Here is a 14,545-nt window from a genome sequence, read left to right as displayed (position 1 = left end):
TTGTAAAATCAGCGATTGCTGCTTTCATCCGGCAACGGTAACTCGACACAAATTCGCAAACCTTTTCCGGAAATATTGCTGGCACTGATATCACCACCATGACGGGCAATAACCGACGCCGACAAACGCAAACCAAGCCCTGCCCCTGAGATTCTATTGGAACGGGCATTTCTTCCCTGCCTGAACGCATCAAAAAGACTTTCCAGTTCTTCCTCACTGGCTCCTTCACCGCTATCGGTAACATCCACCTGTACCACACCGCCCTTGCAACAGGTTTCGATTTCTACAACGCCATTGTCACCGCCATATTTGATGGCGTTATCGATCAAGTTGAGAAAAGCCCGCTCCAGCATAACGGGGTCACCATTAATCAGAACCTCGTCATCCTGTCGAGTTAGCTGAAAGCGAATTCCGCGGCTTTTTGCCAAACTGAATAATTGCGCTACCGCAGAATCCAAAATGGAATCCAGCATACAGAAAGAAAAATTCAAATAAGCATTGGATTCAATCTTGGATAGATAAATAAAATTGTCTGCGTAGTTGATACTACGCTCCATAATATCTTCAATGGATTGCAGCAACTTGGCGTTCTCATTACGGCTATTGCTATCACCGATTAATGCCAGCACAGAACTCATGGGCGAGCGCAGGTCGTGAGACAGAAAGTTGATTGCCTCCAGGCGCTTTTTTTCCTCGGATTTCAGAAGGCTGATATCGGTAAGTGTGATTAACAGGAACGGAGCATCGGCATGGAACACTGCCCCATCACACTGCAACTCTCTACCGTCTTCGGCAACAGCTTCCACCGAAAAAGCATGCTCCCGAAATATCAGCTCAGACAGCAATCGCCGCCAACTGTTCTGCCCCTTGATGGAAAGCCTGGACAGGCTTTTATATAGACCGCAGCCATGGTCAATTTCGCCGAGAAGATTTATTCCCTGACGATTGATTTTTAACAATGCGCCACTGGGCTCTAACAACAGTACGCCATGGCCGATTTGATCCAGGGTGTTGAGCATCAACCGGCTACTGGTTTGCGCGCGCTTATTGGCCTCGGCAAGGGCTTCCATGGACTCATCAACCACCGTTTTTTGGGGAAGACGGTACTGCGAAAGCCAGCGTTCGATAGGGAAAACCTTGTGCAACAAGGAGGGTTGCATCGCGCCAACGTGATTTGTATCAGAATCCCATTGCAGTGCCAGATAAAAGCTATCGCTACCTACAGGGAGTTTTACCAAGCCGTGATTTTCAGTGACCTGCCACACCTCACTGTACTCAGACAACTCTGTTCCCAGCGAACATTCCCCCATTTTATCGATGGGCAAAAAATCTTCATCTCTGAGGCACCAGGCGGTCAGCGGATAAAACGATTGCAAGAACTGAATGCTCTGCAAAATATTGCTGAGAGGGGCAGTTGGCCGGGAAAAAATATCCTGTTTTTTCAGTCTGGCAAGTTCTTTGGTAAGAATTTTCAATTCGCCGCTAAGACGCCACCAATTCATTATGGGAAAGCAAATCACCAACGCCAGAGTAACCAGACCAAAAGGCAGCCAGTAACCACTGGCAAAACCCAATAGAGAAACCCCATTAAGGACTAACAGCGCCATCACTGTAGCAATGATGTTACGACGCACGGACGCTGAAAAAAGCAACAAGCTCCACAACAAAACAGCCAACAGGTTTGCCAGTAAAATGGTTGTATTCGACAGCGGCGTTACAAGGTGGTGATTGCGAATTCCATTGAGAATGTTGGCGTTCAGTTCCACCCCGGGCATCGGCCCCAAAGCGGTCACCACTGGGTCCATCCCCTGAGCCACGGCTCCCACCAACAGCGTTTTACCGCGCAAATCGTTGAGTCGGATACGCCCGTGGATAACATCGGTAAAGGAAACGGAAGGGAAGGTACCTGCTCCGCCCGCAAGAGGAATATAGTTTTTGTAATTCTTCACAAACCCGGCATTACTCTCTTGACCGGCCTCTGTAATCAGACCGGGCAAAGCGTTTGAAAATCCATTCACCAGTTGTTCCAGGGCCACCGAAAAGTGCAGCTGCCGACTTTCTCCCAAGCTGTGCAACAGATACACAGCGCGGTTTTTACCGTCGCCATCTACAGCCACCTGAACATGCCCCAATGCCGGAGCCGCTATCGCCAACTCAGCCATTGGCAGCACTTCAAGATAGTGATTACCTTTATCAAGAAACTCGATATACACCGGCAAAACTACCGTTGAAGAATTGGCAACCTGCGCTATCAACAACTCATCATCGGCGGGATTGAGGGAATGCTCTGCAAAAAGGATATCAAGGCCAATAGCTGTCGGGTTGACGGTATGAAGCTGTTGCAACAGTTGCGCGTGGTACTTTCTGGCAAACGGCCACTGCCCCAGTTCCAGAAGGGTTTTTTCGTCGATGGCAACAATAACGATATCGTCGAAAATTTCCGTAGGGAACAGCTCGACAGCCGCATCGTAAACCGTATTGTCCAGATTGGTATGCCAATCCTGCACATATAGCAAAAGCGCCAGAGCGATGGAAAACAGGGCCGTGAAAAAACGCTGTCGAAAACGCGGCATACGGGAAAATACTCAGGCAGGCTTTGGCCCCAATATAACAGTATTACAGTGCGATCAGCAGCACGGCTGCCACCGACGCCAGGATCGCCCCCCAATCCAGAGATTGGTGCTTGAGCTCTGTGGGTGCAGAGTAATCGCTCTCGCGGCCATCCTCAGCCACCGCTTTTACCCGCACGTAGAACGTACCCCTTAAATCAAGCGGTTCAGCAATGGTGGTTTCTGCCAGTTGCTGACTCCAGTCAATTTCCCCAAAATCCGCGTTGCGGGAAACTTCCAGCAAATAGTATTGAGTGTTTTCTACTGCCGACCAATTGATGGCCAATGTGCGTTTTTTGTAGCTGACGCTTGCTTCGTCGAAAACAGGCGCTGCCAACTTTTGCAGTGTTTGGAAATGAAACGGAGCGCTATCCCTGCCGCGCAAGCCATCACTGGCGATGGCACGCACCACCAGGCGATAGGCATGCACCGGCAGATTGGCAAACTGGTATTCGGCAGCAGCAGTCTCCTGCTGGTAGAGAATCGCTTCACCATCTGCCCCTTTGTAAAGCTCTAGCTGGTAGCCACTGGCTCCAACCACAGCTTGCCAGGAAAGAGTAACGCTGCCACTGTCAAAACGATTTTTTGCACCGTTAAACGTGGGGGCGGGTAACAATTTAACTGGCGTCTGCACCGGCTGCCCTTTAACCGCATTAACACCAAACCCTTCAGACACCAGCTGCCCGCCTTTACCAGCAGCCACATCAACTCCGCCTTCAAGAACTTCCACCTGGGTAGTCAAACCATCAGGTTTTGCAGACACCCGAAATTCCGTTCCGCGAACAGCGGCAACCGCCCCCGGAGTCAGTACACGAAAACGGTTCTCACCCTGGCGACGCGGTACATCCACATCAACGCTGCCGCGATTGAGTTTCAGCGTACTGCGCGCGGATTTATTACCGTGGGTGGTTAATGCCTGTAAAAACAACTCTGAGTGATGGCGTAACAACAACTCTGAACCGTCGTTAAAACGCAATACAGCACCGCCATCCAGCACTGTAATGCGGGTTCCCAGATGCAATTGATCTCCAGTCACTACTGGCAGTGTACCGCTGGCTCCATACTTTTTCTGGCGAACCTCCCCGCGAGCGAACTCCACCACGGCGGCGACGGGAATGTTTTGTATCCAGGAGATAGGGATGCGCAAACGAACACCAGGGTGCAACCGTTTTGGAATGCCAATGCCATTGTGCTGCTGGACACTCTTCCAACAGTTGATGACATCATTACGCCCCAAATAGTCGTTGCAAAAATCCCACAGAGTGTCGCCCTTTTTGACGTAGTAGATCCACTCGGCTTCCTGTGCTGAAGAAGTCTGTTCTGAGGAAGCCTGTTCCGAGTCAGTCTGTTTTGAATTGGCTTGTTCTAAATCGCCTTGTTCTATATCAGCTTGTTCTATACCAGCGAACAGCGATGGCGTGAATAACCAGAGATAGCTGGCAACCAGAGCCAGCCTGATGATTTTTGTCATATTTGTTATCAATCGTTATTAAGCTCTTCAAACCGGTAACCGTGCTGGTACACCGTTTTAATATAATAACCGGTCTCAGGGCCGATTTTCAGTGCCTTGCGCACTCGGCTCATGTGCATGTCCACGGTGCGGGTATCGATATCCGCATCCACTCCCCACACTTCATTGAGCAGGTATTCCCGGGTCAGTAGTTGTCCTTTTCTGGCCAGCAGGCAGGCAGCCAACTCAAACTCTTTGGGGCGCATTTTTACCGCTTCGCCATCCACATAAGCAGTTCGGGAAATCATATCCAGTTGAATGGGCCCCACCTGAAACACCGGTTCCGGCATGCGCCGCTGGTTAGCCCGCCGCTTCAGGGCGCTGACTCGCGCCACAAATTCTTTTTCCCGCAGCGGTTTGACAAGATAGTCATCGGCCCCGGCATCCAGGGCACGGACAATACAATCTTCGGTTTCCAGTTGAGTAGAAAACAGAATCGGCCCGCTAAACTGCCGATCCTGGCGGAGATATTTCAACACCTGAAGGCCATCTGTATCTGGCAGCAACCAATCCAGTACAAACAGGTCCACAGTCTGACTCTGCAATGTTTTCTTGAGCTGACTGCTCGTGTTACAACAAATAACCTGACACTCTACACCTGCCAGCCAGCTGGACATCATATCGGCTTGCAGTTGCTCGTCTTCCAGAATGCAAACTGTATAGTTTTCACCTGTACACTTATCACCTTGTGACCTCATCCGTCCCCCTTACACAAGGATGCTTTATAGAGAGTATATGGCACTGCCTGTGATGGATAGCATGCACTTCGGGATCATTTACATTTTTGTTACATTTGCACGCAGTATGCAGCAAGCCTGAGATTGACTAAAATCTCCTCCCCAACCAACAACTATCACAGCCATGCCTGCTCCACTTAACCGCCGTTTCTCCGTTGCCCCCATGCTGGATTGGACGGACAGGCATTGCCGCTACTTTCTGCGCCTGTTGAGCAAGCATACCCTGCTCTATACGGAGATGGTCAACAGCGGCACCATCAAATACGGCGATAAAGACTACCATCTGGGCTTTGACCCATCGGAGCACCCCGTAGCCTTGCAGCTGGGCGGCAGCGACCCGGCAGAACTGGCAGAGGCCTGTCACAGCGCCAGTGACTTTGGTTACGACGAGATCAACCTCAATTGCGGCTGCCCCAGCGACCGGGTACAGCGAGGCCGCTTTGGCGCTTGCCTGATGGCGGAGCCGGATGTGGTGGCCAGCTGCATCAGCGCCATGAAAAGCGCCTGTGATCTGCCGGTAACCGTCAAATCCCGCATTGGTATCGATGATCTGGACAGCTACCAGAACCTTTTGGATTTTGTCGGCCCGGTGCACGAGGCAGGCTGCGAGACTTTTATCGTCCACGCCCGCAAAGCCTGGCTGCAGGGGCTCAGCCCCAAACAGAATCGGGAAATACCGCCACTGGACTATCAGCGGGTTTACCAGTTGAAGAAAGATTTGCCGCACCTGGAGATCATCATCAACGGCGGTATCACGTCTCTGGATCAGGCAGAACAACATCTGCAACATGTGGACGGAGTGATGATGGGGCGCGAGGCCTATCACAACCCCTACATTCTGGCGGAGGTAGATCGGCGTTTCTTTGGCAGCACTGCGCCTACTCCCAGCCGCCTGGACGTGTACCAACAATTTCTTCACTACGTGGAACGGCAGCGGCACAATGGCATCAAACTCAGTCATATGAGCCGCCATATTCTCGGCCTGTTCCAGGGCATGCCCGGTGCACGCAAATTTCGCCGCTACATCAGTGAAAATGCCCATCTTCAGGATGCAGGGGTAGACACTTTGTACGCGGCCTTGCAACAACTCAACACTCAACCGGCTGTAACTGACCGATGATTGCAAAACTGCGCCAACTGCTGAACAGCGAGCCATCAGGCGATCAGCCATCGTCATCTGACGGGCTGCAAGTGGCGGCCGCCGCACTACTGGTGGAAGTGATGGTTGCCGATCGCGATGTAGACAGCCAGGAGCAACGGGTTATTGAGGAGGTTCTAAAAACCCGTTTCGCGCTTTCCGACAGCGAAGTAAAGGAGCTTTTTGCCGAGGCTCAAAGCGCTAACCGTGAAGCCACCTGCCTGTACCGCTTTACCCGCCAAATCAACGAGCGCTACGGCGCCGCAGAGCGCTTTCAACTGGTGGTGGAATTGTGGCGCACCGCTTATGCAGATGGCCAATTGGACAAATACGAAGAAGGCACCATTCGCCAAATTTGCGAGTTAATACACGTCTCGCACAGTGACTTTATTCGCGCCAAGCATTTGGCGAAGGATCAGTAATCTAACATTGCGCTCAGGATGACACTACCTGGTTACGTCATCCTGAGCGCAGCGAAAGATCTCAAAACCTGCCCAAGTCATCCCAATTGGGATTAACACTATTGACCAAAGCAATTTTCTTTTTCCGCAACCAGCCCTTTATCTGTTTCTCGCGAGTTATTGCAGCTTCCACAGAGGGTGTATCCTCAAAATAAACCAATTTATGGCAACGATACTTGGCAGTAAAACCTGGCACTTGATTTGATCTGTGTTCGAAAAGCCGGCGTTCCAGGTTATTGGTAACACCCGTATAAATAACACGGTTGGTTTTATTGGTTAGGATATAAACAAAGTATTGCGCTGGTTCAGACATGCCACTTCCTTATGGTCTTTTCAGTAAGAGATCCTTCGCTACGCTCAGGATGACAGAGCCGGGATTATGTCATCCTGAGCGTAGCGAAGGATCTATCTCTTAAACCGGCTTTTCCAAACTGCGAATCAGGTCAATAAAGTCATCGCGATTGGCAGGGTTGAGTTCGATCAGCTGACGGTGGGCTTCCAACACACGCTGGCGGCAGGTATCTTCATCCAGATCGCCGCACTGCAGTTCTGACCAGTTAAATTTCTCGCCGATCGGGCCTTCAAACAGGTCGAAAACTTCATCAAGCCCCATGACTTTGAGGGTGTGGTTAATGCCGTCGTTATCGCAAAACAGTTTCGGGCGCAGGCCGAATTGGCGGTTGCAGTGAATCGCCAGTTTGGCAAGCAAACCCAGGGTGGTGCTGTCTACACCGCTGGCTTCCAGCAAGTCCACCAGAACTTCACTGGCATCGCCGCGCTGAAAAATCGATTCGATGTAATCAGAAAGAGAGGTGCACAGCACCATGCGCACATCGCCAATAAATTTGATGTCGTAGAGCCCCTGTTGCTCGGCAACCAGAATACGCCCTCTTTCGTCACTCGCGCTCATTGTTCTCTCGTTTACAGCTGCCGACAGATGGTCAGCAGGGAAATATCGTCCGGGGCTTCCTGCACATCATTGAGACCAAGGCGATTGAGCATGCCCTGCTGAAAATCACCATTCGCGCCACAACCCTCCGCCTGGGCCGCATCGTACAGGCTCTGCTGCTTGTCGGCCATGGAATTTCCCGACATGTAATCAAACACGCCATCAGACACCATGCACAGGGAAAAGTGACGGGGCAGCTCAATTTCTTCCACTTCCCAACTGGCATCGTCAAACAAGCCGATGGGTTTACCCTTGCCCTGTAATACCTCGGCACCCTTGTCGCTAACCAGTATCGGCGCCGGCATCTGAGCACAGGTAACGTAGCGCATCACATGGCGCTTCATATCGATGGAACCGGCAAACAAGGTCATGTGTTTATCAAGGCCGGTGGCCAACATCTGGCGATTGAGGGATTCCGCCAGGCCACCGGGTGCCTGGGCGAGGTTGGCCTCGTCGCGGCGGATCACGTGTTTGCGAATGATCTTGTTGAGCATAAAGCGTAACAACACCGTGACAAAAGCCGAGGAAGCCCCATGACCGGAAACATCGGCAAAATAGAATGTCAGGTAACGATCCATCAAGGTGTGATAACCGACAAAGTCACCACTCAGGTACAGAGACGGCACAATGTGATGGGCGATGGTGTAATCGTGAAAGTGTTGTGGGGTTTTCGGCAGCATACTGAGCTGCACCTGACGGCCAGCCAACTGATCCTGGCGCAATACCTGAAGTTTTTCCTGCAGCTCGCGATTTATGGTTTCCAGCTGTTGCCGATAGTTCTGGCTGTCGCGCAGCAACTCTCTGGCCTTCCAGGCAGACTCTGCCACAATCAGCAAATTTCGGGGGTCAAACGGCACCAGCAATACATCACTGGCTCCGCGGTGGATACAGGTCAGTACCTGGCGCGCAGATGCCCCTTTGAGGATGGGCACCACGGTGTGGGCTTCGCTAAAGGCGATGCAGAAACCGAGCGTTTCAATAACCGAGTCGAACTGGTTGTCCACATCGATGTGGCTGCAGTCCAAAAGAATAACTGCGGGGTTTAAAGCCCGCAGTATTTCGTCGAGAGGATCATCCAGATGGGCGTATTTCACCACCCAGTTGTGATCGGACAGGTCGGTATTTTGAAACACCGAATCCGGCTTGTGGCAACCGATGTATAGGAGTTCGCGCGTACTGCCCTGCATCTCTGGCTGATACCTTGAGCTTGTTATTATTCAGTGTCGCCGCTCATCCTGTCAGGCCACCGCCAGACACCATCGGTCAATAATCGTCGTCTTCGTCACCGTAATCGTCGCCGAAGTCATCCTCAACCTCGCCATCGTTGATCAGGTACTCACGACGCTGAAGAAAGGCGTCTTTGATAAAAGTATAGCGGTCACCAGTGATCAATTCCTCCGATTCGAGTAATTGGGCACGGGTATCTATGGCACGCAGGCCATAAACGCTGTTGCGCAGGCTGATATTGTCTTCGTAACGCACCACATCAAAGGCCAGGCTATCCACCGCACCGGCCGGCAGATCGCGCAGGGTGCTGGGACCAAAGAACGGCACCACCACATACGGACCAGCGGGCACGCCCCATGAGGCCAGTGTTTGCCCCAGGTCTTCGCCTTCGCTCTTTTTCAGGCCCATGCCATCAGCCACTTCAAAAATACCGCCCACACCGATGGTGGTGTTCACCAGCAGGCGACCGGTGTCGTTAGCGGCCTGCTTGAACTTGCCCTGCAGCAGGTCGTTGGGGATATTGATCACTTCCTTGAGGTTGCCGAATACATTGCTGACACCCCGCTCTACCGGGTCGGGAGTGATCCACTTGTAACCCTTGGTCACCGGCTTTAACAACCACTTGTCCAAGTGATGGTTAAAACCGTGCATGGCGCGGTTAAAGCCTTCCAGGGCACCGCCCTTTTTCTTGGCCTCAACGGACTCTTCAGCAATGGCTCCGGTGGCCAACAGTGGAGTGGCCAACGCGATGACGCAGGCGATTTTTTTGAATTTCATGGTAGATAACCTCTGTTCCAGTCCCTGTTTGGGCCGCAATTGTAGCCCAGGGTTCCGTTTAGGTGGTAACAGCAAAATGGGTAGTGGTCGCAATGACGGGCTACTGGCTTACTAGCGAATGGTCACCACCGATACTGTACCCCGCTTCTCGTTGGCACAGAACAGGAAATAACCGCCCTTGGAGTCGCGGTAGAGCGCCAGACCTTCTGGCCCATAGGCCTTTGCCTTGTCTCCGGACATGCGCAGTGACACCACCGATTCCACCAGGGGTTTTTGCGGGTTATTAATATTCACCAGAGCCAGTGCATCGGCACGCTCCAGGGTAACCACGCCGTAGTGAGTCCCTTCCAGCTCCAGGTACACCACGGTTTCCGGCTCCGATCCCTTATTGTCGCTGCGTCCATCGGGGTAAATACCAACCGCGTGGGCCATGGCATCCAGCTGGTTGCCGGTGTCGCCCAGCAACTCGCCGCTGGCGGCATCAAAAATACTCAGGGTACGGCCACCACCCGCCTTTTGTCCGGCGTTGATTTTCGACGCCTTGGGCTCGGTATCGCCCTCATCGGCGGTCAACAGCCACTTGCCATTGTTGCCAAGGGCAATACCGTCTGGCTCCCGAAAGGCGGTCAATTCATTAACAAAGGCCACCCGCCCATCATCCTGGGTATCGGCCAAATGGCGTGTTACCCCCAGTCCAAATGAACGCTCCACCTTAGCCGTGGAGGTATCCACAACCACAACGGCGTTATTTTCCTGCAGGGCGACAAACAACGTTGCACCATCAGGGGTAAAAGCCAGGTATTCGGGTTCCAGATAGTCCGCAGTAGCAGCGCTAATCGGCACTTCCAGCTCTTCCTCATCGCCATCGATACGGCCATCGCCATTCAAATCGATGTCGCGTTCAAAGGAACGCTTGTCACTGGCTTGCAATACCCCTTCCACTGCGCTGAGGTCCGGCAGAGCAATCTGATGGACAGCGGCATTGCCCAGGTCGTGTTGTAAATCCACCAAGGTGATGCTGCCCGGTGGCGTCACCAACGTGCCGCCTTTTGTGGCCACAAAAGGTTCCCCTTCATTGGCCACCGCCAGCCAACGGCCATCGTTGCTGAACAGCACCGAGTCTGGCCAGTAACCGGCAGTAAAGCTGGCCAACCGTTTGCCACTTGAGGCACTGTGAATCACAACTTTGCCTGTGGCCAGAGGATCTGCCGGTATAACTGCCACCGCTACATAGTCTTCACTGGGGTGGAAAGCCACTGAGGAGATATCAGCAATGTTGTCCCCCTGAATGGCAATACGCAGCTGCCGCTGTGGCTGTGCCGTGTTGGCGAGGGACAGTATATCTACCTGATTTTTACCGGAGATAGTTAACGCCGCCCGGCCACTGTGCTGTTGCACGCTGATAATTTCGGCGCCCTTTGGGTAGCCGGTATCGTAACTGGCTATGCGCTGCAGTTGCGCGGATGACGCTGCAGTGCACAACATCAATAAACTGGTTAACAAAACGATTCGCATTATGATTGGACTCCATTCAGACCGTTAGCCGGAAATAAAAAGCCCCGCACAGGGCGGGGCTTCGGGTACATCGTCAAGTAATGGAATTACTTGTAAACGTACTGCATGCGAACGCGGAACTCTTTACCACCTTCACCAGTTACATCGTTTTCACCATCCATCAGGCTGGCACCGATGCGAATGGCGCTGTTGGGGTAGTAGTTTACGCCCAGAGCCAGTTGGTTACCGTCGGTGCGGCCCAGCTCGATGTCGCTGAAGTTACCGTCGCCCGCTTCGTAGCGAACAACCGCTTCCCAGGCACCAGCGTCGCTGGAAGGCTTAACAATTTTGAACTTGCCGTCTTTGTAGGGACGAGACTCGCCAGTCAAAATCCAGCCAGCTTGTACGTAGTAGCCACTCAGGTTGTCGCCGTCTACCTGGTCAGTGTCGAAGTACTCACCCTGGTAGTGGAAAGCGCCATTTACACCAGCGATTTCGTAAGCCATGGCAGACTCAGCGGCGTTACCGCTAACACCTTGAGTGCCGCTGCGCTCAGAGAACGCCAGACCCAAGTGCAAAACGTTGCCGTTTTCGTTAACTGGAGCGTAAGTAAAACGACCAGTAAACGCCAAGTCTTCAGCGCCACGGTCATCGTCAGCAGTTTCGTTTTCAAACACACCTACACCGTAGGTCCAGTTGCTGCCTTTACCGTGCAGCTGAACACCAGTGTTACGGCCAAAAGCGTGCTGCTCAGTCATGGCAGAGCGCTCCAGGATGGAGATGTCTTTAGAGCTGGTTTGCTCTTCCAGGCCGAAGGGCTCTTTTTGACGACCCACAGTCAGGTTGGCAGCTTTGCCCCAGCCCTTATAGCGAATGTACAGGTCTTCTACATCACCCGCTTCGGATTCACCGATGTTGAACTGAGCTTTGTAGTCCCAGTTTTTGTCAACGGTACCTTTCAGGAAGATACGGGCGCGGCGAACAGACAGGTTGTTCTCGTCCGGCTCGCTGTCGGAATCCGCTTCAGCGTTGTTGTAGTCCCACTGAATACGACCGCCAATGTTGAAGGCGTTCTTTTTGTCAGCAGTTTTAACACTGAAACCGCCTTTGGTTTGAACGATAACGTCGCCACCATCGGAAGTTACAGTACCGGCATTGGCACCAACGGAAATGCTGGCGATAGCCAAAGCGAGAATGGTCTTTTTCATCAGATATGTCCCCTATTTTTGGACGACCGATTAATGATCAAAGGATCCACAGGTTAGGTTTCGGATCGGGGCGTATTCTGATGAGGATTTGTGACAGGTATATGACAAGAAAATGGCTATTACCTTACAAAGGTAATAGCCGCAAAAGAAGAGGGATCAAGAAGTTTGCATAGTTATTTCAGCATATCTGGCGACAGAGAAAGTGGACAGAAAATGGAGAAGCGGCGTAAGAGTGTGGAGACGTTCTCAAATTCACTCGTCACTGCGAGGAACCGCAAATAATACTCAAATCTGCCAGCTTCCTCAGCAACTGCGCGCCACTGCTGACCACCTGCTCTGGCTGCGGGTGGTTCAGCTCCTGGGCGATCTGCTGCAAAGCCTGCTGGCCACTGAGAGTGGCATCGTCTTCCAACAGTTGCAGCAACCGAACAGTCACCGCATTGGCTTCCATAAAACGCACCCGCTCCTTGCGATTGCGATATACCACCAAAAAGGTGGGCTGCTCTGGTGGTTCCTGGGGCTGATTCTCCGGGCCCAACTGATGGACCGGGTACTGATAAGACAGCCGCCAGGCCAAGGGAGAGACCTGCGGGTGCTGCTGCAACAGGTCACTATCGCTGATCTCTTCCTCTGGTGGCAGAGATTCCGGCGACACATCCAGAGCCAGCTCGACCCACTCGTAATGGGCCAGTTCCAATAAAAACGGTGGATCGCAGGGCTGCGCTTTGTGCTCTTCCTGCAGATAGCGGAGAAACTCCTGGGAAATCTCCAGAAAATACGGAGTGGTGCTCTGGTGGCGGCTGACAAAATCTCGCACCATACTGTGCCAATCCGCCTCGCTGTACAGGGTTTTCAATACGGGAAAACCGCTGGCGATAAAATTCTCGATATTGTTGTAGATCAGCTCACGGTAGATGCCCATGCGCCGGTCTTCAATATTCTCTGGCGCCGGATTGTGCTCCGGGTCGCGGAGGTGAGCAGCAAAAGCAAACTGGCTATCCTGAAAAGAGGCTTCACCGGTTTTGAAAGAGCCTTGGTTCATCAGGCAGTAACCAGCTGAGCGGCGTGTTGTTGCTGGATGGCCTTGATGTGATTTACCTCGGTCAGCAACTCCGCCACCTGTGGAATATTGAAATCCCTCTCAAGCAGCGTAGGCATAACGCCGAACAGCTCATAGGCGCGATCCAGCAATCCCCATACCGGGTCAATCACATCGGCGCCGTGGGTATCTACCCGCAAGTCTTCCGCCTCGTTGTAATGACCGGCGATATGCACGTAGCTGACACGCTCTCCCGGCAAGGCCGCCAGGAATTCCTCCGGGTCGTAACGGTGGTTGATGCTATTGACGTAGATATTGTTAACGTCCAGCAGCAAGTCGCAATCCGCCTCTGCCAACACCGCGTTGATAAAGTCGATTTCAGGCATTTCCTGCTGCGGCGCGGCGTAGTAGGAAGCGTTCTCCATGGCGATACGCTGACCGAGAAAATCCTGTACCTGGCGAATACGCCCAGCCACGTATTTTACCGCCTCATCCGTAAAGGGAATCGGCAACAAATCGTAGAGATGACCGTTGTCGCTGCAGTAGGTGAGGTGTTCGGTATATGCCTTGATGCCGTGCTCAGCCATAAAGGTTTTGACGTCCGCCAGAAAGCCAAAGTCCAGTGGTGCCGGTGAGCCGATAGACAGGGAAAGGCCATGACACACGAAGGGAAAGCGCTCCGTGTACTGGCGAAATTTGCGGCCATGGCGACCACCCACATTGATCCAGTTTTCAGGGGCGACCTCCATAAAATGGACGTCATCAGTAGAAAGGGACTGGAAGTTGTCTAATTGACAACGTCGCAGCCCCAATCCGGCCCCCTCAACGGGGTATGACTTAACAGCCATATTCAGTGCCTATCACAAAAAAAACGGCGTGATTACTTATCACCGCCGCATTTGCCTTCACCGCACTTGCCTTCTTCACCTTTGTCACCGCCGCACTTCCCTTCGCCGCATTTGCCTTCACCACACTTGCCTTCTTCGCCTTTCTCACCGCCACATTTGCCTTCGCCGCACTTCCCTTCGCCGCATTTGCCTTCTTCACCCTTCTCACCTTCGCCACACTTGCCTTCGCCGCATTTACCTTCGCCGCAGCCACCTTCGGCCAGCTTGGAACTCAGGGTGTTGTAGCCAGAGCTTAATTCACTGGCCTGGAAGGGGTTTTCAGCCATTGCTGCGGGAGCAAGAGCAACAGAAGCCAGGAACGCAGCGCCAACTGCAGCTGCCAGAGGTTTAGTAGTTTGCTTAGCCATGATGGATCTCTCCTAATCGTTTTCTCAAGATATAGTTATGCAGCAAAGCCAACTCCGGCATTGCTGGGCTTTATGACCCTGAGGGTCAGGGTTAAGTTTCCACTATTTCTCCAATATTTCAAATTCTTTACGATTAGGTCA

The 14,545-nt window shown here is 52.5% G+C and carries 14 protein-coding genes; 2 read left to right on the top strand and 12 right to left on the bottom strand.

All coding sequences use genetic code 11. The features are described 5' to 3' along the window. Positions 1–8 precede the first annotated feature (8 nt). The 3 genes from QSV34_RS02315 to QSV34_RS02305 are packed head-to-tail and all read right to left on the bottom strand — an operon-like array spanning position 9 to position 4,817. Positions 9–2,573, bottom strand: a complete 2,565-nt coding sequence (locus QSV34_RS02315; RefSeq protein ID WP_289151657.1) for a CHASE2 domain-containing protein — start codon at positions 2,571–2,573, stop codon at positions 9–11. Between the two features lie 43 nt (positions 2,574–2,616). Continuing rightward, positions 2,617–4,080 (bottom strand): FecR family protein, encoded by a 1,464-nt coding sequence (locus tag QSV34_RS02310; RefSeq protein WP_289151655.1) that lies wholly within the window; start codon positions 4,078–4,080, stop codon positions 2,617–2,619. A gap of 8 nt (positions 4,081–4,088) precedes the next feature. Then, on the bottom strand, positions 4,089–4,817 hold the full coding sequence (locus QSV34_RS02305; protein WP_289151653.1) for a response regulator transcription factor: 729 nt from the start codon (positions 4,815–4,817) through the stop codon (positions 4,089–4,091). Between the two features lie 163 nt (positions 4,818–4,980). Between QSV34_RS02305 and dusA the strand changes: the two genes are divergently transcribed. After that, a complete protein-coding gene (gene dusA / locus QSV34_RS02300; protein ID WP_289151651.1) occupies positions 4,981–5,976 on the top strand; it encodes a tRNA dihydrouridine(20/20a) synthase DusA in 996 nt (331 codons plus the stop codon). Next, positions 5,973–6,416 (top strand): tellurite resistance TerB family protein, encoded by a 444-nt coding sequence (locus QSV34_RS02295; protein WP_289151650.1) that lies wholly within the window; start codon positions 5,973–5,975, stop codon positions 6,414–6,416. The genes dusA and QSV34_RS02295 overlap by 4 nt, the downstream gene beginning before the upstream one ends. A 61-nt stretch (positions 6,417–6,477) precedes the next feature. Here the strand turns inward: QSV34_RS02295 and QSV34_RS02290 are convergent, their stop codons facing one another. The 9 genes from QSV34_RS02290 to QSV34_RS02250 all read right to left on the bottom strand — a co-directional run bounded on the left by QSV34_RS02290 (position 6,478) and on the right by QSV34_RS02250 (position 14,404). After that, complete coding sequence (locus tag QSV34_RS02290) at positions 6,478–6,768, bottom strand: GIY-YIG nuclease family protein (RefSeq protein ID WP_289151649.1); 291 nt, start codon at positions 6,766–6,768, stop codon at positions 6,478–6,480. A 99-nt stretch (positions 6,769–6,867) separates the two neighbouring features. After that, positions 6,868–7,365 (bottom strand): STAS domain-containing protein, encoded by a 498-nt coding sequence (locus tag QSV34_RS02285; RefSeq protein WP_289151647.1) that lies wholly within the window; start codon positions 7,363–7,365, stop codon positions 6,868–6,870. An 11-nt stretch (positions 7,366–7,376) separates the two neighbouring features. Beyond that, positions 7,377–8,591 (bottom strand): PP2C family protein-serine/threonine phosphatase, encoded by a 1,215-nt coding sequence (locus tag QSV34_RS02280; protein ID WP_289151645.1) that lies wholly within the window; start codon positions 8,589–8,591, stop codon positions 7,377–7,379. 76 nt (positions 8,592–8,667) lie between these two features. Then, entirely contained in the window at positions 8,668–9,408 is a 741-nt protein-coding gene (locus QSV34_RS02275; RefSeq protein WP_289151643.1) for an MlaA family lipoprotein, read from the bottom strand. 111 nt (positions 9,409–9,519) lie between these two features. Next, positions 9,520–10,923, bottom strand: coding sequence for a choice-of-anchor I domain-containing protein (locus QSV34_RS02270; protein WP_289151641.1), 1,404 nt, complete (start codon positions 10,921–10,923; stop codon positions 9,520–9,522). Positions 10,924–11,009: 86 nt separating this feature from the next. Then, positions 11,010–12,110 carry an OprO/OprP family phosphate-selective porin gene (locus QSV34_RS02265; protein WP_289151639.1) on the bottom strand — a complete coding sequence of 367 codons (1,101 nt, stop codon included), beginning with the start codon at positions 12,108–12,110 and terminating at the stop codon, positions 11,010–11,012. A gap of 259 nt (positions 12,111–12,369) precedes the next feature. Beyond that, on the bottom strand, positions 12,370–13,152 hold the full coding sequence (locus tag QSV34_RS02260) for an HvfC family RiPP maturation protein (RefSeq protein WP_289151637.1): 783 nt from the start codon (positions 13,150–13,152) through the stop codon (positions 12,370–12,372). Beyond that, positions 13,152–13,997: an HvfB family MNIO-type RiPP peptide maturase gene (locus QSV34_RS02255; protein WP_289151636.1), complete on the bottom strand. Its 846-nt coding sequence runs from the start codon at positions 13,995–13,997 to the stop codon at positions 13,152–13,154. The genes QSV34_RS02260 and QSV34_RS02255 overlap by 1 nt, the downstream gene beginning before the upstream one ends. A 32-nt stretch (positions 13,998–14,029) precedes the next feature. Next, positions 14,030–14,404, bottom strand: coding sequence for an HvfA family oxazolone/thioamide-modified RiPP metallophore (locus QSV34_RS02250; protein ID WP_289151635.1), 375 nt, complete (start codon positions 14,402–14,404; stop codon positions 14,030–14,032). Positions 14,405–14,545: the final 141 nt, after the last annotated feature.

It is taken from the genome of Porticoccus sp. W117, assembly GCF_030341905.1.
Lineage (GTDB): Bacteria > Pseudomonadota > Gammaproteobacteria > Pseudomonadales > Porticoccaceae > SCSIO-12696.
The sequence above is the reverse complement of the archived record's forward strand: the minus strand, read 5'-3'. Positions and strand labels throughout refer to the sequence as shown.